Origin of the sequence: Bacillus sp. 204(2023) (genome assembly GCF_037027505.1) — a bacterium.
In the GTDB taxonomy this organism is placed as follows: Bacteria; Bacillota; Bacilli; order Bacillales; family Bacillaceae; genus Bacillus; species Bacillus subtilis.
The window spans coordinates 26,767-46,080 of record NZ_JAXCHE010000014.1; the positions used below are offsets into that span (position 1 = coordinate 26,767).

General features: G+C 42.8%; 19 protein-coding genes and 1 other annotated feature. All 19 genes read right to left on the reverse strand.

Going from position 1 to position 19,314, the window contains the following annotated elements; all coding sequences use genetic code 11:
• Nucleotides 1–95: 95 nt before the first annotated feature.
• Complete coding sequence (gene tuf / locus WA279_RS20030; RefSeq protein WP_003235058.1) at nt 96–1,286, reverse strand: elongation factor Tu; 1,191 nt, start codon at nt 1,284–1,286, stop codon at nt 96–98.
• Between the two features lie 119 nt (nt 1,287–1,405).
• Entirely contained in the window at nt 1,406–3,484 is a 2,079-nt protein-coding gene (gene fusA / locus WA279_RS20035; RefSeq protein WP_003235056.1) for an elongation factor G, read from the reverse strand.
• Between the two features lie 53 nt (nt 3,485–3,537).
• The gene (gene rpsG, locus WA279_RS20040) at nt 3,538–4,008 is read right to left on the reverse strand and encodes a 30S ribosomal protein S7 (protein WP_003225784.1); all 471 of its coding nucleotides are present in this window, start codon (nt 4,006–4,008) and stop codon (nt 3,538–3,540) included.
• A 41-nt stretch (nt 4,009–4,049) separates the two neighbouring features.
• Nucleotides 4,050–4,466 carry a 30S ribosomal protein S12 gene (rpsL, locus tag WA279_RS20045; RefSeq protein WP_003225781.1) on the reverse strand — a complete coding sequence of 139 codons (417 nt, stop codon included), beginning with the start codon at nt 4,464–4,466 and terminating at the stop codon, nt 4,050–4,052.
• A 113-nt stretch (nt 4,467–4,579) separates the two neighbouring features.
• Nucleotides 4,580–4,828: a 50S ribosomal protein L7ae-like protein gene (locus tag WA279_RS20050; protein ID WP_003225778.1), complete on the reverse strand. Its 249-nt coding sequence runs from the start codon at nt 4,826–4,828 to the stop codon at nt 4,580–4,582.
• A gap of 178 nt (nt 4,829–5,006) precedes the next feature.
• The gene (gene rpoC, locus WA279_RS20055; protein WP_004399688.1) at nt 5,007–8,606 is read right to left on the reverse strand and encodes a DNA-directed RNA polymerase subunit beta'; all 3,600 of its coding nucleotides are present in this window, start codon (nt 8,604–8,606) and stop codon (nt 5,007–5,009) included.
• Nucleotides 8,607–8,667: 61 nt separating this feature from the next.
• Nucleotides 8,668–12,249: a DNA-directed RNA polymerase subunit beta gene (gene rpoB / locus WA279_RS20060; RefSeq protein ID WP_009966326.1), complete on the reverse strand. Its 3,582-nt coding sequence runs from the start codon at nt 12,247–12,249 to the stop codon at nt 8,668–8,670.
• Between the two features lie 245 nt (nt 12,250–12,494).
• Nucleotides 12,495–13,100: a class I SAM-dependent methyltransferase gene (locus WA279_RS20065; protein ID WP_041337888.1), complete on the reverse strand. Its 606-nt coding sequence runs from the start codon at nt 13,098–13,100 to the stop codon at nt 12,495–12,497.
• Between the two features lie 89 nt (nt 13,101–13,189).
• Nucleotides 13,190–13,561 (reverse strand): 50S ribosomal protein L7/L12, encoded by a 372-nt coding sequence (rplL, locus tag WA279_RS20070; RefSeq protein ID WP_003156436.1) that lies wholly within the window; start codon nt 13,559–13,561, stop codon nt 13,190–13,192.
• A 45-nt stretch (nt 13,562–13,606) separates the two neighbouring features.
• Nucleotides 13,607–14,107: a 50S ribosomal protein L10 gene (rplJ, locus tag WA279_RS20075; protein ID WP_003235042.1), complete on the reverse strand. Its 501-nt coding sequence runs from the start codon at nt 14,105–14,107 to the stop codon at nt 13,607–13,609.
• Between the two features lie 65 nt (nt 14,108–14,172).
• Nucleotides 14,173–14,313 (reverse strand) — a sequence feature (ribosomal protein L10 leader region).
• Between the two features lie 45 nt (nt 14,314–14,358).
• Nucleotides 14,359–15,057 (reverse strand): 50S ribosomal protein L1, encoded by a 699-nt coding sequence (rplA, locus tag WA279_RS20080; RefSeq protein WP_003235040.1) that lies wholly within the window; start codon nt 15,055–15,057, stop codon nt 14,359–14,361.
• A gap of 94 nt (nt 15,058–15,151) precedes the next feature.
• Nucleotides 15,152–15,577 carry a 50S ribosomal protein L11 gene (rplK, locus tag WA279_RS20085; protein ID WP_003156430.1) on the reverse strand — a complete coding sequence of 142 codons (426 nt, stop codon included), beginning with the start codon at nt 15,575–15,577 and terminating at the stop codon, nt 15,152–15,154.
• 167 nt (nt 15,578–15,744) lie between these two features.
• Nucleotides 15,745–16,278, reverse strand: coding sequence for a transcription termination/antitermination protein NusG (gene nusG, locus WA279_RS20090; RefSeq protein WP_003225764.1), 534 nt, complete (start codon nt 16,276–16,278; stop codon nt 15,745–15,747).
• A 178-nt stretch (nt 16,279–16,456) separates the two neighbouring features.
• Nucleotides 16,457–16,636, reverse strand: a complete 180-nt coding sequence (secE, locus tag WA279_RS20095; protein WP_004399676.1) for a preprotein translocase subunit SecE — start codon at nt 16,634–16,636, stop codon at nt 16,457–16,459.
• Nucleotides 16,637–16,669: 33 nt separating this feature from the next.
• Nucleotides 16,670–16,819 carry a 50S ribosomal protein L33 gene (gene rpmG, locus WA279_RS20100; protein WP_003156421.1) on the reverse strand — a complete coding sequence of 50 codons (150 nt, stop codon included), beginning with the start codon at nt 16,817–16,819 and terminating at the stop codon, nt 16,670–16,672.
• A gap of 92 nt (nt 16,820–16,911) precedes the next feature.
• Nucleotides 16,912–17,568 carry an RNA polymerase sporulation sigma factor SigH gene (sigH, locus tag WA279_RS20105; protein ID WP_003225758.1) on the reverse strand — a complete coding sequence of 219 codons (657 nt, stop codon included), beginning with the start codon at nt 17,566–17,568 and terminating at the stop codon, nt 16,912–16,914.
• Between the two features lie 62 nt (nt 17,569–17,630).
• On the reverse strand, nt 17,631–18,143 hold the full coding sequence (gene rae1, locus WA279_RS20110) for a ribosome-dependent mRNA decay endonuclease Rae1/YacP (RefSeq protein WP_003235032.1): 513 nt from the start codon (nt 18,141–18,143) through the stop codon (nt 17,631–17,633).
• Nucleotides 18,144–18,149: 6 nt separating this feature from the next.
• Nucleotides 18,150–18,899 (reverse strand): 23S rRNA (guanosine(2251)-2'-O)-methyltransferase RlmB, encoded by a 750-nt coding sequence (rlmB, locus tag WA279_RS20115; protein WP_014475598.1) that lies wholly within the window; start codon nt 18,897–18,899, stop codon nt 18,150–18,152.
• The gene (locus WA279_RS20120; protein ID WP_004399685.1) at nt 18,883–19,314 is read right to left on the reverse strand and encodes a mini-ribonuclease 3; all 432 of its coding nucleotides are present in this window, start codon (nt 19,312–19,314) and stop codon (nt 18,883–18,885) included. Before WA279_RS20120 ends, rlmB begins: the two co-directional genes overlap by 17 nt.

The following is a 19,314-nucleotide window of genomic DNA, read 5'->3' on the forward strand; positions in this document are numbered from 1 at the left end:
TATTAACCCCTCGAATATGATAGATCCTATTATACAAGAAAAAGATAAGCAAACAAAAAACGAGACCCGCAGGGGTCTCGTTTAAAATCATACTATTACTCAGTGATTGTAGAAACAACGCCTGAACCAACAGTACGTCCGCCTTCACGAATAGAGAAACGAGTTCCTTCTTCGATAGCGATTGTAGAAATAAGTTCAACGTTCATTTCAGTGTTATCTCCAGGCATAACCATTTCTACGCCTTCTGGAAGATGGATGATACCAGTTACGTCAGTTGTACGGAAGTAGAACTGAGGACGGTAGTTAGAGAAGAATGGAGTATGACGTCCACCCTCTTCTTTAGAAAGAACGTAAACTTCAGCTTTGAATTTGCTGTGTGGAGTGATTGTACCTGGTTTAGCAAGTACTTGACCACGTTGGATTTCTTCACGAGATACACCGCGAAGAAGGGCACCAATGTTGTCACCAGCTTCAGCGTAATCAAGAAGCTTACGGAACATTTCAACACCTGTAACAGTTGTTTTCTTGTTCTCTTCTTGAAGACCGATGATTTCAACTTCGTCACCGACTTTAACTTGTCCGCGTTCTACACGGCCAGTAGCAACTGTACCACGACCAGTGATTGAGAATACGTCCTCAACTGGCATCATGAATGGTTTTTCAGTGTCGCGTTCTGGAGTTGGGATGTACTCATCAACCGCATCCATAAGTTCGAAGATTTTAGCTTCCCACTCAGCGTCTCCTTCAAGAGCTTTAAGAGCAGAACCTTTAACAACTGGTACATCATCACCAGGGAAGTCGTATTCGCTAAGAAGATCGCGAACTTCCATTTCAACTAGTTCAAGAAGCTCTTCGTCGTCTACCATGTCGCATTTGTTTAAGAATACAACGATGTATGGTACACCAACGTTTTTAGAAAGAAGGATGTGCTCACGAGTTTGTGGCATTGGGCCATCAGCAGCAGATACTACAAGGATAGCTCCGTCCATTTGCGCAGCACCAGTGATCATGTTTTTAACATAGTCAGCGTGTCCTGGGCAGTCAACGTGTGCATAGTGACGAGTTTCAGTTTCGTACTCAACGTGTGCAGTAGAGATTGTGATACCGCGCTCACGTTCTTCTGGAGCACCATCAATTTGATCGTACGCCATAGCTGTACCTTTACCAGATTTCTTATGAAGTACTGTTGTGATAGCAGCAGTTAAAGTTGTTTTACCATGGTCAACGTGTCCAATTGTACCAATATTGGCATGTGATTTGGAACGGTCGAATTTTTCTTTAGCCATTCTAAAATCCTCCTTAAGAGCTTTTAATTAGTAATGTATAGAGTGATAGGAAGTGAAAGAAAGCTTTCACTTCCTCATCTTACAATAGTAGTTATACTTGAGTTAAGCGGCAAAATCAATTATTCGCCTTTATTTTTTTTGATAATTTCTTCTGCGACGCTCTTCGGCACTTCTTCGTAGTGATCCATGTGCATAGTGAACGTACCGCGACCTTGCGTATTAGAACGAAGTGCAGTAGCGTAACCGAACATTTCAGCAAGAGGAACCATAGCGCGAACAACTTGAGCGTTACCGCGTGCTTCCATACCTTCTACGCGTCCGCGACGTGAAGTGATATCACCCATGATATCTCCCATGTATTCTTCTGGAATAACCACTTCCACTTTCATGATTGGTTCAAGAAGAACTGGGTTACATTTGCTGACTGCATTTTTCAATGCCATAGAAGCAGCGACTTTAAATGCCATTTCGTTTGAGTCAACATCATGGTAAGAACCGTCGAAAAGTTTAGCTTTAATGTCGATAAGCGGGAAGCCTGCTAGTACACCATTTTCAAGTGCATCTTCCAGACCTGCTTGAACAGCTGGGATGTATTCACGAGGAACAACCCCACCGACAATCGCATTTTCAAATTCAAAGCCAGCGCCTTCTTCGTTTGGTTCGAATTCGATCCAAACGTGTCCGAACTGACCGCGTCCACCAGACTGACGTACGAATTTACCTTCAACTTTTGCACCGGTACGGAATGTTTCACGGTACGCAACTTGAGGAGCACCAACGTTGGCTTCTACTTTAAATTCGCGTTTCATACGGTCAACAATGATATCAAGGTGAAGTTCACCCATACCAGAGATGATCGTTTGGCCAGTTTCTGGGTTTGTTTGAGTACGGAATGTAGGATCTTCTTCAGCAAGTTTCGCTAAAGCGATACCCATTTTATCTTGGTCAGCTTTTGATTTAGGCTCAATAGCAACGTCGATAACTGGTTCTGGGAATTCCATTGACTCAAGGATAACAAGATCCTTCTCATCACATAGAGTATCTCCAGTAGTTGTATCTTTTAGACCTACAGCAGCTGCGATATCCCCTGCGTATACAGTAGAGATTTCTTCACGGCTGTTAGCGTGCATTTGAAGAATACGTCCAACACGCTCACGTTTGCCTTTAGTAGAGTTTTTCACGTATGAACCAGAATCAAGTGTTCCAGAGTACACACGGAAGAAAGTCAACTTACCAACGTAAGGGTCAGTCATAACTTTAAATGCTAATGCAGAGAATGGCTCTTCGTCAGAAGAATGACGCTCAATCTCTTCATTTGTATCAGGACGTGTACCTTTGATTGCAGCAACGTCAGTTGGTGCAGGAAGGTAGTCAAGAACAGCATCAAGTACTAGTTGAACACCTTTGTTTTTGAAGGCAGAACCAACAAGAACAGGGTAGAATTCAACATTTAATGTACCTTTACGAATTCCTGCTTTTAACTCGTCAATTGTGATTTCTTCACCCTCAAGGTACTTATCCATAAGCTCTTCATCAAGCTCACATACAGCTTCAATAAGGCTGTTGCGAAGCTCTTCAGCTTGCTCTTTGTACTCTTCAGGGATTTCTTTTGCATCAGAACGAGTTCCGAGGTCATCTTCGTAGAAATACGCAACGTTTTCTACAAGGTCAATGATACCTTCGAAGTTATCTTCAGCACCGATCGGCAATTGAATTGCATGAGCGTTTGCTTGAAGACGGTCTCTTAAAGTTCCTACAGAGTAAAGGAAGTCTGCACCGATTTTGTCCATTTTGTTAACAAAAACGATACGCGGTACTCCATAAGTTGTTGCCTGACGCCAAACAGTTTCTGTTTGAGGCTCAACGCCTGATTGCGCGTCAAGTACAGCAACAGCACCATCAAGTACACGAAGAGAACGTTCAACTTCAACTGTGAAGTCTACGTGTCCTGGAGTGTCGATGATGTTTACGCGGTATCCTTTCCACTGTGCAGTTGTCGCAGCGGAAGTGATTGTGATACCACGTTCTTGTTCCTGCTCCATCCAGTCCATTTGTGAAGCTCCTTCATGAGTTTCACCAATTTTGTGGATACGACCAGTATAGAACAAGATACGTTCTGTAGTAGTCGTTTTACCGGCATCGATGTGAGCCATGATACCGATATTACGAGTTTTTTCTAAGGAGAACTCTCTTGCCATTGGGTAATTTCTCCTTCCTTATTAGGAAATTGTGTTTTGTTAATCTATAAATCCTACCAGCGATAGTGAGCAAATGCTTTGTTTGCTTCAGCCATCTTATGAGTGTCTTCACGTTTCTTAACAGCAGCACCAGTGTTGTTAGCTGCGTCAAGGATTTCGTTAGCTAAACGCTCTTCCATCGTTTTTTCTCCGCGAAGACGAGCGTAGTTAACTAACCAGCGAAGTCCAAGAGTCGTACGACGTTCAGGACGAACTTCTACAGGAACTTGGTAGTTCGCACCACCTACACGGCGTGCTTTTACTTCAAGTACAGGCATGATGTTTTTCAATGCTTGTTCGAAAACCTCCATTGCATCATTGCCAGTACGTTCTTTAATGATATCGAATGACTTGTATAGGATTGTTTGAGACTTACCTTTTTTACCATCGATCATCATTTTGTTGATTAGACGAGATACAAGCTTAGAGTTGTAAATCGGATCAGGTAAAACATCTCTTTTTGCTACAGGACCTTTACGTGGCATCTGAATATCCTCCCTTCATCAATTATGCGTATTTTCGTATATTATTTTGCTTTAGGTTTTTTCGTACCGTATTTAGAACGGCCTTGTGCACGGTTTTCAACTCCAGCAGTATCAAGCGCACCACGAACGATGTGGTAACGTACCCCTGGTAAGTCTTTTACACGTCCGCCGCGGATAAGTACAACACTGTGCTCTTGCAGGTTGTGACCGATACCAGGAATGTAAGCAGTAACCTCGATTCCGTTAGTCAAACGAACACGAGCATATTTACGAAGTGCTGAGTTCGGTTTTTTCGGTGTCATTGTACCAACACGAGTACATACCCCGCGTTTTTGTGGAGAAGATACGTTAGTGTGCTCTTTTTTAAAGCTGTTGTATCCTTTGTTAAGTGCAGGAGACTTTGAGTTTTCTACTTTACTCACGCGTCCTTTGCGAATTAGCTGATTAATTGTAGGCATGAATTTTTCCTCCCTTCATTACGTTTTATAACCCACATACCCAGGTGGTTCATCAAAAGGCAAAAAACAATGTCTTTACACAAGATGGAATCTTACGCAAAAACAAAAGTACGTTATAAAATAATGGCAACAGCGGCTGCTCCTACCTCAATTCCGCAGGCTTTGCCGAGCTTTTTCATGGATTCAACCATTGAGACAGAGATACCTTGATCTTCAGCAAGTGAAACAACACTTGACGTGAGTATCGGATCTGCGTCTTTTGCAACGACTACTTCCTTTACTGAACCTCGCTTTAGAGCTTTCACTGTTTGCTTCGTACCAATAATAATTGATTTGGCCTGTGATACTTTATCATAAGACATAAACATATCCTCCAAAGTAACAGGTTTATTTCGAGCACCTTGGTTATATTATCATTCTAGGAGACGAATGTCAACAAGGTATGACATTTTTTAGTTTCGTTCTTCTCATAGAGTGACTTTTTCATAAATATATCTGCTGAAAGACTGTTTTTGCAGTCTTTCAGCAGCATTAAATCAGTTATTCAACCGGGACCATATCGTCAGTCGGCTGAACATTTGATACTGGTTTTACTTTACGGTATTTCATCATTCCTGTACCAGCTGGAACAAGCTTACCGATGATAACATTCTCTTTCAAGCCGAGAAGCTCGTCACGCTTACCTTTGATCGCTGCATCTGTAAGGACACGTGTTGTTTCCTGGAAGGAAGCAGCAGATAAGAATGAATCAGTTTCAAGAGATGCTTTTGTAATACCGAGTAAGACAGGACGGCCTGTAGCAGGTCGATTGCCTTCAAGCAATACCTTTTTGTTCGCTTCAGTAAATTGGTGAATATCAAGCAATGTACCTGGAAGCACATCAGTGTCACCGGCATCAATTACGCGTACTTTGCGAAGCATCTGGCGAACCATTACTTCTACGTGTTTATCACCGATTTCAACACCCTGCATACGGTAAACCTTTTGAACCTCATGGAGAAGATACTCTTGAACAGTTGTCAGGTCAGTCACTTTAAGAAGTTCTTTCGGATCGATTGAACCTTCTGTCAGTACTTGGCCTCGAGTAATTTTATCTCCTTCCGCTACTTTCAGGCGGGAGTTGTAAGGTGCCGTATAAGAACGTGTTTCCACTGCGCCTTGAACCACAATTTCCTGTTGCTTGTCACGAACTTCATTGATCTCAACGACTGTACCGTCGATTTCTGTAATTGTTGCCTGACCTTTCGGATTACGCGCTTCGAAAAGCTCTTGGATACGCGGAAGACCCTGTGTGATGTCGTCTCCAGCAACCCCGCCTGTATGGAATGTACGCATTGTTAACTGTGTACCAGGCTCACCGATTGATTGGGCAGCAATGATTCCGACAGCTTCACCGACTTCAACATCGGAGCCAGTTGCAAGATTTCGGCCATAGCATCGTTTACATACACCATGAGGCGTATTACATGTGAAGGCAGAACGGATCCACACTTCTTCAATGCCGGCTTCGACAATCTCCAGTGCTTTATCTTCATCGATCAGTTCGTTTTCATTCACAAGCACTTCACCTGTTTCAGGGTGCTTCACTTGTTTTCTTGCAAAACGTCCGATTAAGCGTTCTTCTAAGCGCTCAATTGTTTCAGTTCCTTCTTTAAGAGGCTTAGCAAGAATGCCTCGGTCAGTTCCGCAATCAGTTTCACGGATGATAACATCCTGCGCAACGTCAACGAGACGGCGTGTAAGGTAACCTGAGTCAGCAGTTTTAAGAGCGGTATCGGCAAGACCTTTACGCGCACCGTGTGTGGAGATAAAGTACTCCAATACTGTCAGACCTTCACGGAAACTTGATTTGATCGGCAACTCAATGATACGTCCAGCCGGGTTGGCCATCAGGCCGCGCATTCCGGCAAGCTGCGTAAAGTTAGATGCGTTACCACGGGCACCAGAGTCACTCATCATGTAGATCGGGTTGAGTTCATCAAGTGATTTCATCAGTTTGCCTTGGATAACGTCTTTTGCAGCACTCCAGATAGAGATGACTCTCTCATAGCGTTCTTCTTCAGTGATAAGACCGCGGCGGAACTGCTTCATAACGTTGTCAACTTTGCTTTGCGCTTCTTCAAGAATTTCCTGTTTATCATCGAGTACGACGATGTCAGAAACCCCAACTGTAATACCAGCTTTAGTTGAATATTTGAAACCTAGGTTTTTCATGCGGTCAAGCATTTTAGACGTTTCCGTAATATGGAATCGTTTAAAGATTTCCGCGATGATTTTACCCAGAATGCCTTTTTTAAACGGCGCATTGATTGGCTGCTGTGCGATAACAGCTTTAACGTCAGCACCTTTTTCTAAGAAGAAACGGTCAGGTGTTTTCTCTTCAATGTTGCTCTTCGTTGGTTCATTCATGTAAGGGAATGATTCCGGAAGAATTTCATTGAAGACAAGCTTACCGACAGTTGTAATTAACAATTTTGAGCGCTGTTCTTCGGTAAATGTCACATTCTTAAGTGAGTTAGCTGCAACAGCTACTCTCGTATGAAGGTGAACATATCCGTTTTGATAAGCAAGAAGCGCTTCGTCTGTATTCTTGAAGACCATACCTTCACCGACAGCACCGGCACGCTCAAGTGTCAGGTAATAGTTACCTAGTACCATATCCTGAGACGGTGTTACAACCGGTTTACCATCTTTAGGGTTCAAGATGTTTTGAGCAGCAAGCATCAAGATGCGTGCTTCAGCTTGTGCTTCAGCAGATAATGGTACGTGAACCGCCATTTGGTCACCGTCAAAGTCAGCGTTGTAAGCTGTACATACGAGCGGGTGAAGACGGATTGCGCGTCCTTCAACAAGCGTTGGTTCAAACGCCTGGATACCTAATCTGTGAAGTGTAGGGGCACGGTTCAGCAGTACCGGGTGCTCCTTAATAACTGATTCTAGTACATCCCAAACTTCAGGCTGTACGCGCTCAATTTTGCGTTTCGCACTCTTAATGTTGTGAGCAAGACCTTTTTCAACAAGTTCTTTCATAACGAAAGGTTTGAAAAGTTCAAGCGCCATTTCCTTCGGTAATCCGCATTGGTACATTTTCAAATGAGGACCAACAACGATTACAGAACGTCCGGAGTAATCGACACGTTTACCAAGAAGGTTTTGACGGAAACGGCCTTGCTTCCCTTTCAGCATGTGAGAAAGAGATTTTAACGGTCTGTTACCAGGACCTGTTACAGGGCGTCCGCGGCGGCCGTTGTCAATTAGAGCATCGACAGCCTCTTGAAGCATACGCTTTTCGTTTTGAACGATGATGCTAGGCGCACCAAGGTCCAAAAGGCGTTTCAAACGATTGTTACGGTTGATGACACGACGATAAAGGTCATTCAAATCAGAAGTCGCAAAACGTCCGCCATCTAGCTGAACCATCGGTCTAAGCTCCGGAGGAATAACAGGAAGCACATCAAGGATCATCCAAGAAGGCTTGTTTCCTGAGTTACGGAAGGCTTCTAAAACTTCAAGACGTTTGATCGCACGAGTACGGCGTTGTCCTTGTGAAGTTTTCAGCTCTTCTTTTAACATATCAACTTCTTTTACAAGATCGATATCTTGAAGAAGTTTATGAATTGCTTCAGCACCCATAGATGCTTGGAATTTATTACCGTATTTATCAAGATAAGCACGATATTCTTTCTCAGACAGAAGCTGTTTCTTTTCAAGCGGTGTATTCGCCGGATCAGTTACAACGTAAGAAGCAAAGTAAATGACTTCTTCTAAAGCACGAGGTGACATATCCAGCACAAGACCCATACGGCTTGGAATACCTTTGAAATACCAAATGTGGGAAACTGGGGCAGCCAGTTCAATGTGCCCCATTCTCTCACGACGGACTTTAGCCCGTGTTACTTCGACTCCGCAGCGGTCACAAACTACGCCTTTATAACGAACTCGCTTGTACTTCCCGCAATGACATTCCCAGTCCTTAGTAGGTCCGAAAATGCGTTCGCAGAATAGACCGTCCTTTTCAGGTTTTAACGTACGATAGTTTATCGTTTCAGGCTTTTTCACTTCACCAAAAGACCATGAACGGATTTTATCTGGTGAAGCAAGACCGATGTTCATATACTCAAAATTGTTCACATCTAGCAAGGGGCCTACCTCCCTTTTTATCTTCGGATTAACCGATGTCACTTGCCTTTATAACTAGAGATTATTCTTTTGTTACTACATCGCGTTCAACGTCTGCAGATGCTGTTTCTTCCGGCTCTTCATCACCTGATAATGCCAGGCCGTCAGCTTGTTTCGCATCTTCTTCGTCTTCTAAATCTCTCATTTCTATTTCTTCTTCATCACCAGAAAGGATTTTGACATCCATACCTAAGCTTTGAAGTTCTTTGATTAATACTTTGAATGATTCCGGAACACCTGGTTCAGGAACATTGTCGCCTTTAACGATGGCTTCGTATGTTTTCACACGTCCAACCACGTCATCAGACTTAACAGTCAGAATTTCTTGAAGAGTATAAGCCGCACCGTAAGCTTCAAGTGCCCAAACCTCCATCTCACCAAAACGCTGTCCGCCAAATTGCGCTTTACCGCCAAGAGGCTGCTGCGTAACAAGTGAGTAAGGGCCTGTAGAGCGTGCATGAAGTTTATCGTCAACCATGTGAGCTAGTTTGATCATGTACATGATACCGACAGATACACGGTTATCAAACGGCTCTCCAGTACGTCCGTCGTAAAGCACTGTTTTGGCGTCACGAGACATGCCGGCTTCTTCAAGTGTTTCCCAGACATCCTCTTCTCGCGCTCCGTCAAATACAGGAGATGCAATGTGAATGCCAAGGTAACGAGCGGCCATACCCATGTGAAGTTCCAATACCTGCCCGATGTTCATACGTGATGGTACGCCCAGCGGGTTAAGCATGATATCAATTGGTGTGCCGTCAGGAAGGTAAGGCATATCTTCTTCAGGAAGAATCTTAGAGATAACACCTTTGTTACCGTGACGACCGGCCATTTTATCCCCTTCAGAAATCTTACGTTTCTGAACGATATATACGCGTACTAACTGGTTAACACCTGGAGGAAGTTCGTCTCCGTCTTCACGGTTGAAGACTTTAACGTCATGGATAATTCCGCCGCCGCCATGAGGCACACGAAGAGAAGTATCACGAACCTCGCGGGCTTTCTCGCCAAAGATGGCGTGAAGAAGGCGTTCTTCTGCAGTCAGTTCAGTTACGCCTTTAGGCGTTACTTTACCAACAAGAAGATCTCCGTCTTTTACTTCTGCCCCAATACGGATGATTCCGCGGTCATCAAGATTGCGAAGCGCATCTTCACCGACGTTTGGAATATCGCGAGTGATTTCTTCAGGTCCAAGCTTCGTATCACGTGCTTCTGATTCGTATTCTTCAATGTGGATAGATGTATAAACATCATCCTTCACTAGGCGTTCACTCATGATGATGGCATCCTCATAGTTGTAGCCATCCCATGTCATGAAGCCGACCATTACGTTACGGCCAAGTGCAAGTTCACCAAGCTCCATAGAAGGACCGTCAGCAAGGATTTCTCCTTTTACCACTTCATCGCCGACACTTACGATCGGACGCTGGTTGTAGCACGTACCTTGGTTAGAGCGGACAAATTTCAGCAGGCTGTATTTATCCAGGTTTCCTTTTACTTTTTGACCGTCTACTTCTTCATAACGGCGAACCCAAACGTTTTTCGCTTCTACGCGTTCAACGATACCAGGGTGTTTACAAATAACAGCGGCACCAGAGTCTTTTCCTGATACGTATTCCATACCAGTTCCAACAAATGGCGCTTCCGGCTGCATCAAAGGCACAGCCTGACGCTGCATGTTCGCTCCCATGAGGGCACGGTTGGAGTCATCGTTTTCTAAGAACGGGATACATGCTGTCGCAGCAGATACAACCTGCTTAGGCGATACATCCATGTAGTCTACACGATTTCTGGAAACAACGGTGTTCTCCCCGCGGAAACGAGCTACGATGCTGTCATCAATAAAGGCGCCTTCGTCATCAAGACGAGCATTCGCTTGAGCGACAACATAGTTATCCTCTTCATCAGCAGTTAAGTAATCGATTCTGCCCGTTACCTTCCCTGTTTCAGGGTCAACGCGGCGATATGGCGTTTCAATAAAGCCAAAACGGTTTACTTTTGCATAAGATGATAGTGAGTTGATCAAACCGATGTTCGGGCCCTCAGGCGTTTCAATCGGACACATACGGCCATAGTGGGAGTAGTGAACGTCACGCACTTCCATTCCGGCACGCTCACGTGTCAATCCGCCCGGTCCTAATGCTGACAGACGACGCTTGTGCGTTAATTCAGCAAGCGGGTTCGTCTGATCCATGAATTGAGAAAGCTGTGAGCTTCCAAAGAACTCTTTAATGGACGCAATAACAGGACGAATATTGATCAGCTGCTGAGGCGTAATTGTATTCGTATCTTGAATTGACATTCTCTCACGAACCACACGCTCCATACGGCTTAAACCGATACGGAATTGGTTCTGAAGAAGCTCGCCTACAGAACGTAAACGGCGGTTTCCAAGATGATCGATATCATCTGTGTCGCCTACTCCGTGCAGCAAGTTGAAGAAGTAGCTGATTGAAGAAATAATATCAGCAGGCGTGATGTTTTTAATCTCTTCTTCGATGTAAGCATTGCCGATTACATTAATAACCTGTTCTCCTTCTTGATCAGTCGGAGCAAAGATTTTAATTGATTGAAGAGTCACTTCATCTTCAACAACGCCGCCATTCGGATACAGCTTTCTAAAACCGATTCCGTTTTCTAAGTATGGCAGTACTTTATCAAGTGTTCTTCTATCAAGAATCTGGCCTTTTTCAGCAAGGATTTCTCCTGTTTCAGGATCAACAAGCGTTTCAGCAAGTCTCTGATTGAAGAGGCGATTCTTAATATGAAGTTTTTTATTAATTTTATAGCGTCCTACATTGGCAAGATCGTATCGTTTCGGATCAAAGAAACGAGAATCAAGCAAGCTTTTCGCATTTTCTACTGTAGGCGGCTCTCCAGGACGGAGACGCTCGTAAATTTCCAGCAACGCTTTGTCGCTGTTTTCTGTGTTATCTTTATCAAGCGTATTTCGCAGGTATTCGTTTTCTCCTATGAGATCAAGAATCTCTTGATCGGAGCCGAAGCCGAGAGCACGCAAAAGAACCGTAACCGGCAACTTACGTGTGCGATCAATGCGGACATAAACAACATCTTTCGCATCAGTTTCGTATTCTAACCATGCGCCACGGTTTGGAATGACAGTTGCGGTAAAACCTTTTTTACCGTTTTTGTCTACTTTACCACTGAAATATACACTTGGAGACCGAACAAGCTGGGAAACGATAACGCGTTCCGCACCGTTAATGATAAAAGTACCTGTATCTGTCATAATAGGGAAATCACCCATGAAGACATCTTGGTCTTTTACCTCTCCAGTTTCTTTGTTAATTAAACGAACCTTCACTCTTAGCGGAGCTGAGTAAGTCACATCACGTTCTTTTGATTCCTCTACAGGATATTTAGGCTCACCTAAACTATAATCAATGAACTCAAGAGAGAGGTTACCAGTGAAATCCTCAATTGGTGATATGTCTTGAAACATCTCTCTAAGACCCTCATCAAGAAACCACTGATAAGAAGAGGTTTGAATTTCAATGAGATTTGGTAATTCTAACACTTCGCTAATGCGAGCATAGCTTCTGCGCTGGCGGTGTCGTCCATACTGAACTAGTTGACCTGTCAACTGATTCACCCCTCAAATCATGCGTATTATATGTGTAATAAGCATTTCTTCCAAAGAAAGAAAATACTTTTACAAGACAAAAGAAAAAAGGGTTTCTAATTAAGAAAACCACATCCAAAAACAAATACCGATTTTATTAGCATTTCCATACTTGTATAATTTATACATAGATATTGACAATTCATCATATCAAGCAAAATATATACATTGGCATTTTACAATATTAACATAGTTAAAATACCGAGTCAAACTTTTTTTGCTTTTATGATATAATAGCCTTTCTTTTTTTGAACGACGGAAACTTCATCGAACAGTTCCTCGAGCTTTTCAATGGCAGAAGGCGCGCCTTGCTTTTTCTGTATGACGATCCACAATTCACCTGAAGCTTTTAAGTGTTCAGCGCTTTTCTCAAAGATAGCATGGACAACTTTTTTTCCGGCTCGGATTGGGGGATTTGTAAGAATAGAAGCAAATGTTTGAGCAGAATCAACGTTTGAAAACAAATCGCTTTGATAAATCTTAACGTTTGTTATTCCGTTCTGTTCCGCATTTTCATTTGATAGTTCTACGGCTCTCTCATTAACGTCAATCATGTGGATAGTCCGGTCTTTAAAGTCGCTGGCGAGCGATAAACCAATCGGGCCGTACCCGCAGCCTACATCCAAAAAGCTGCCCTCAACCTCAGGCTCTTCAAAAGAATCAATCAGCAGGCGGGAGCCGAAATCAACTTCTTTTTTAGAAAAAACCCCGCTGTCGCTGGTAAACGTGAAATCTTTATTCCGAAGCCTAAAAGACCAGGTTTGCTTGTTGCTTTTTACTGAAGGTTTTTCTGAATAATAGTGCTCACTCATTATTAGAACCTCCTTTTTTCATAGCTTAAAGAATGGCAAAGAAAAAGCTCGCCTCATAAAAGCGAGCTTCCCCTACAGGTAAGTGAAGATTACTTAACTTCTACAGAAGCGCCAACTTCTTCAAGTTTAGCTTTAAGCTCTTCAGCTTCTTCTTTAGCAATACCTTCTTTAAGTGGTTTTGGAGTGTTGTCAACAAGTTCTTTAGCTTCTTTCAAGCCAAGACCAGTGATTTCACGTACAACTTTGATAACTTTGATTTTTTGAGATCCTGCACCAGCAAGGATAAGATCGAATTCGCTTTGCTCTTCAGCAGCTCCGCCTGCAGCAGCTCCGCCAGCTACAGCTACAGGAGCAGCAGCAGTTACGCCAAATTCTTCTTCGATTGCTTTTACTAGGTCGTTCAATTCAAGTACAGTTGCTTCTTTAACGGAAGCAATGATTTCTTCGATATTTAAAGCCATTTGTAATTCCTCCATTTTGTTTTAATTTATGAAAAACTGATTAGATTAAGCGCCTTGTTCTTCCTTTTGTTCTGCCACAGCTTTTGCAGCAAGAGCAAGGTTGCGAACTGGAGCTTGAAGTACGCTAAGCAACATAGAAAGCAAGCCTTCGCGTGATGGAAGTTCAGCAAGAGCTTTCACTTCTTCAACAGTAGAAACTTTACCTTCGATAACGCCAGCTTTGATTTCAAGAGCTTCGTGATTTTTAGCGAAGTCATTAAGAACTTTAGCCGGAGCGACAACATCTTCAGTGCTGAATGCGATCGCGTTCGGTCCAGTTAAGAAATCATTCAAACCATTAAGCTCAGCTTGTTCAACCGCACGGCGAGTCATCGTATTTTTGTAAACTTTGAACTCAACGTTAGCTTCGCGAAGCTGTTTACGAAGTTCAGTTACTTCAGAAACGTTAAGTCCGCGATAGTCAACGATGATCGTTGATTTACTTTCTTTCAGTTTAGAAGCAATTTCTTCAACAACAACTTTTTTTGTTTCAATTGCGCTGCTCATGGTTACACCTCCTGTAGATTCTTGTGTAACACTTATACCGTTAGGTGATCACGACTGAGACGACGGATTCCATATAAAAAGCCTCCATGAGACATGGAGGCTGTATATACAAGCATACGTAACGTAATAGCTGTGATAATATACACCTCGGTAGGATAATTAAGCGGTTAGGCCCCTACTGTCTACGGTATAAATGATATTCTATTTTACAACATTTTGAATAATATCAGAATGTTGATGTCATGTCAATATTATTTTACGTTAAAAGTTGAAGAGTCTACTTTGACACCAGGTCCCATAGTAGAAGTTACAGCAACGTTTTTCACGTAAACGCCTTTAGCTGCAGCAGGTTTAGCTTTAAGGATTGTATCGTACATTGTTGTGAAGTTCTCAACAAGTTTTTCATCCTCGAAAGAAACTTTACCGATAGGAACATGAATGTTTCCAGCTTTATCAACACGGTATTCAACTTTACCAGCTTTGATTTCGCCGATCGCTTTTTCAACTTCGAAAGTAACTGTACCAGTTTTAGGGTTTGGCATTAAACCTTTTGGTCCAAGTACACGACCGATTTTACCAACTTCACCCATCATGTCAGGTGTAGCTACGATAACATCGAAATCGAACCAGCCTTGTTGAATTTTGTTGATGTAGTCAGTGTCGCCTACGAAATCTGCACCAGCAGCTTCAGCTTCTTTCGCTTTTTCGCCTTTTGCGAAAACGAGAACGCGCTGAGTTTTACCAGTTCCGTTTGGAAGCACAACTGCTCCACGGATTTGCTGGTCGTTTTTACGAGGGTCAACCCCTAAACGGAAAGCCACTTCAACTGTAGCGTCGAATTTAGCTGTGTTTGTTTTTTTAACGAGAGCTACTGCTTCAGAGACGTCGTAAGCTTTAGAACGGTCTACAAGCTTAGCAGCTTCAACGTACTTTTTACCTTTTTTAGCCATTTTAAAATTTCCTCCTTATGTGGTTATAGCGGAATAACCTCCCACGAATAAGGGTTGCGAACTTGTTAAAACTCGCAACCCGACAAGAAACAAATTAATCCTCGATTACAATACCCATACTGCGGGCAGTACCTTCAACCATGCGCATTGCCGCTTCAACGTCTGCTGCGTTTAAGTCAGGCATTTTCGTTTCAGCGATTTCGCGTACTTTATCGCGCTTAACGGTTGCCACTTTATTACGGTTTGGTTCACCAGAACCAGACTCAATTCCAGCTGCTTTTTTAAGCAATACTGCAGCAGGTGGAGTTTTTGTAATAAATGTAAATGAACGGTCTTCGTAAACCGAAATTTCAACAGGAATGATTAAACCAGCTTGGTCAGCTGTACGAGCGTTAAACTCCTTACAGAATCCCATGATGTTAACACCGGCTTGACCAAGTGCAGGTCCAACTGGTGGTGCTGGGTTAGCTTTTCCAGCAGGAATTTGCAATTTTACAACTTTAACTACTTTTTTAGCCACGAGACACACCTCCTTAAGTCCGTGATGTGGTAATAGGGTAAACCCTCCCACTCAAGGTTTCATTCTTTATATGAATGACGAAATATCATGCTAGTTGCCTTGGATAAGTCCAAGACGTACCTTTGCTATATTATCATTTATATATAGCAATTTCAAGTTTTTTCACATTACAATTTATCGATTTGGGTAAATTCCAGCTCAACCGGCGTTTCACGGCCGAACATATTAACGAAAACTTTGACCTTGCTTTTATCATAATCAATCTCTTCAATTGATCCTGTAAAGTTAGCAAAAGGTCCGTCTATTACTTTCACTGTCTCTTTCAGTTCAAAGTCAATATCAGTTTTGCGTTCATCCATGCCCATTCTCTTCAGAATGGTTTCTGCTTCGCCCGGAAGAAGCGGCGTCGGTTTTGAACCTGACCCGGCAGATCCTACGAATCCAGTAACGCCCGGCGTGTTGCGGACAACATACCAAGAGTCGTCTGTCATTACAATTTCAACAAGCACATAACCAGGGAATACTTTCTTTTTCACGACTTTTTTCTTGCCGTTTTTGATATCTGTTTCTTCTTCTTCGGGTACGACTACACGGAAAATTTTATCCTGCATCCCCATTGATTCAACACGTTTTTCCAAGTTGGCTTTTACTTTATTCTCATAACCAGAGTACGTGTGAACAACATACCAATTCTTTTCCATTCTATTCAGGACTGTCCAGTCCTTCCCTCCCCGCATTTGGTTTTAGTGAATTACCATAACGCTTCAAAAAATAGGCGGCAAGCCTATGATAACTATCATTTTAAGCCACAATAAAAAACCCGCTGAACGGGTTTTGGCAAGTAATATTATGATCTATTATAGCACGTATTGCTGATCATTATTCAACTATTAAACGAATTAATTGAGAAATTCCTGTGTCAAGGAGGGCAAAAAAGATAACAAAAAAGATAACTGTTGAAATTACCGTAATGGTATAACGCGTTAACTCTTTTCCTTTAGGCCAGCTTACCTTTTTCATTTCTTTCCCAACATCTTTAAAGAATTTCATAATACGCATGTAAAAGACCTCCACAATTTAAAAGCGCAAAAACTATTTTGTTTCAAGATGAGCTGTATGTGAATTGCAAGTACTGCAGTATTTCTTTACTTCTAATCGCTCAGCCGCTGATGCAGAGCTCTTCATTGTCGTATAATTACGGTTTCCGCATGTCTTGCATGCTAACGTAATCTTTTTTCTCATGTCATTACACCTTTTTCTAAATAGACATTAGTTCTTATCTTTAGTAACATATCATAGTCAGAAAAATACTGTCAATATAGCATAAATTCCTATTACAAACTGATTTCGCGAATTTCCAAGTACTTCTCCAGCTTGCGTTTCACACGCTGAAGGGCATTGTCGATCGATTTCACATGTCGGTTCAGTTCATCAGAAATCTCTTGGTAACTTCTCCCGTCGAGATATAAGACGAGTACTTTTCTCTCTAAATCACTTAATAGTTCACCCATTTTCATTTCAATATCATCAAATTCTTCCTGATTAATGATCATTTCCTCAGGATTTAAGGTTTTCGCTCCTGAAATGACATCCAGCAGCGTTCGGTCTGATTCTTCATCAAAAATCGGTTTATCTAATGAGACGTAGGAATTCAAAGGAATGTGTTTCTGGCGAGTAGCTGTCTTTATTGCGGTAATAATTTGGCGGGTAATACATAATTCTGCGAAAGCTTTGAATGAGGTAAGCTTGTCCTCTTTGAAGTCACGAATAGACTTATAGAGGCCTATCATGCCTTCCTGAACAATATCCTCTCTGTCCGCCCCTATTAAGAAATAGGATCTTGCTTTTGCCCGAACAAAGTTTCGGTACTTCGTAATCAAGTAATCTAACGCATCACTGTCCCCAACATGAACCTTTTCAATGACCTGCTCGTCCTCCAACTGGCAAAACTGCTCTTTGTTGAATTTTCCCTTGTTGTTCTGTAGATTCACTCCGATCCCCCCGGCGCACGTAGATAGAAATATTATACAGTATTGGGCAAAAAAGCGTCAACTTAATCTAAGTCTCCCCGCCTCCACTTTTCAAACGTTTTCAAAACCTCTTCCGATAAAGCAATTTTACCCGCCGGCTTTTCGGAAGTGATTTTTCTTACCCGTCTCTCTATTCGCCTTTCAATCGTTTCTACCTCTCTCAAAAGCTCCCGGGCCGATTTCCGCAATGCCCCCTGTCCGAAAATCGCCCACTGCTCAGTATAGTCAGAGGTCGCAACGTGAATTTGAGTCGCAATATTATTCAAAGCCTGAGCGAGCTTTTCTATCCGCTCATCAGCCGTCTCATTTTCTTTTGTAAAAATCACTTCAACTCTATGGTTGGTCTGTTTTTTCTCAAGCCCTTTTACGAGATGCGCGTCAAAAACAACAATAACCCTGTTTCCTGTATACGATTGATATTCCGCCATTTTCTGAATCAGTACGTCTCTCGCCTCTTCAAAACTGTTCGCTTTTAAATCCTTCAGCTGCGGCCAGGCTCCAATCATGTTGTACCCGTCTACTAACAGGATATCCATGGGTCTTTATTCTCCCAGAGGGTTTCGTTTCCGGTAGACTTCATACATCAAAAGACCAGCCGCGACAGATGCATTTAGTGAAGTTACCTTTCCGGCCATCGGGAGTTTAATGAGAAAATCGCACTTTTCCTTCACAAGGCGGCCCATCCCTTTTCCTTCACTTCCGATGACTAGAGCCAAAGGCATATTGCCGTCCATATTGCGGTAATCCTCACGCGCGGACGCATCCGTTCCGACAACCCAGATTCCCCGCTCTTTCATCTCTTCTAACGTCCGTGCCAAATTGGTGACTCTTGCTACAGGAATGTGCTCAATTGCTCCTGTTGAAGCTTTTGCCACTGTTGTTGTCAGCCCGACAGCTCTCCGTTTTGGAATGACGATGCCATGAGCGCCGACCGCATCTGCTGTCCTCATAATGGAACCAAGATTATGAGGGTCTTCAAGCTCGTCCAGAATGAGGAAGAAAGGCTGTTCATTTTTTTCTTCGGCTGCTTTATATAAATCGTCTAGTTCTGCATATTCATACGCTGCAACCTGTGCCACTACGCCCTGATGCTGTCCTGTCACCATTTGATCGAGTTTTTTTCTCGGGACGTATTGAATCGTGATTCCCTGCTTCTTGGCAAGCTCAATCACTTGCTGTGCTTGTCCCTTTACGGTGTTTTCCGCCATCCACAGCTTATACAGCTTCCGATCAGATTTTAACGTCTCGATCACTGCATTTTTCCCTATGACGTAATCATGTTGCTGACTCATTTGTTTTCCTCCCTGACGTCCCGAATTGTATAGCTTCGGCTACGAGCTGACTAAGTCGTTCCTCTTTTTTCTCTAGAAAAAGGTAGCCCAGAAGCGCTTCAAATGCTGTACTGTAGCGGTACGTCTGAACATCTGTATTTTTAGGTGTTGTCCCTGACTTGGCATTTCTGCCTCTTTTCAGCACCGCTTCCTCTTCTTCCGTAAAAAATGATTGATTCTGCAGAAAAAATAGGATCTCAGCCTGTGACTTTGCTGAAACAATCCGGCTTGATTTCTTATGAAGATCATTTGGTTTGGTAAAGCCCTGCTTAAGCAGGTGATGCCTGACATACACTTCAAAAATGGCATCACCTATATAAGCAAGCGCAAGACCGTTAAGCTGCTTAGAATCTTTTATCGTATCAAATTCAAGCAT

Coding starts and splice junctions, on each gene's coding strand:
- tuf (WP_003235058.1), bottom strand. CDS start 1,286: ATGGCTAAAGAAAAATTCGACCGTTCCAAATCACATGCCAATATTGGT.
- fusA (WP_003235056.1), bottom strand. CDS start 3,484: ATGGCAAGAGAGTTCTCCTTAGAAAAAACTCGTAATATCGGTATCATG.
- rpsG (WP_003225784.1), bottom strand. CDS start 4,008: ATGCCACGTAAAGGTCCTGTAGCAAAAAGAGATGTTTTACCTGATCCG.
- rpsL (WP_003225781.1), bottom strand. CDS start 4,466: ATGCCTACAATTAATCAGCTAATTCGCAAAGGACGCGTGAGTAAAGTA.
- WA279_RS20050 (WP_003225778.1), bottom strand. CDS start 4,828: ATGTCTTATGATAAAGTATCACAGGCCAAATCAATTATTATTGGTACG.
- WA279_RS20065 (WP_041337888.1), bottom strand. CDS start 13,100: ATGAGTGAGCACTATTATTCAGAAAAACCTTCAGTAAAAAGCAACAAG.
- rplL (WP_003156436.1), bottom strand. CDS start 13,561: ATGGCTTTAAATATCGAAGAAATCATTGCTTCCGTTAAAGAAGCAACT.
- rplJ (WP_003235042.1), bottom strand. CDS start 14,107: ATGAGCAGCGCAATTGAAACAAAAAAAGTTGTTGTTGAAGAAATTGCT.
- rplA (WP_003235040.1), bottom strand. CDS start 15,057: ATGGCTAAAAAAGGTAAAAAGTACGTTGAAGCTGCTAAGCTTGTAGAC.
- nusG (WP_003225764.1), bottom strand. CDS start 16,278: ATGGAAAAGAATTGGTATGTTGTTCACACGTACTCTGGTTATGAGAAT.
- secE (WP_004399676.1), bottom strand. CDS start 16,636: ATGCGTATTATGAAATTCTTTAAAGATGTTGGGAAAGAAATGAAAAAG.
- rpmG (WP_003156421.1), bottom strand. CDS start 16,819: ATGAGAAAAAAGATTACGTTAGCATGCAAGACATGCGGAAACCGTAAT.
- rae1 (WP_003235032.1), bottom strand. CDS start 18,143: ATGGATATCCTGTTAGTAGACGGGTACAACATGATTGGAGCCTGGCCG.
- rlmB (WP_014475598.1), bottom strand. CDS start 18,899: ATGAGTCAGCAACATGATTACGTCATAGGGAAAAATGCAGTGATCGAG.
- WA279_RS20120 (WP_004399685.1), bottom strand. CDS start 19,314: ATGCTTGAATTTGATACGATAAAAGATTCTAAGCAGCTTAACGGTCTT.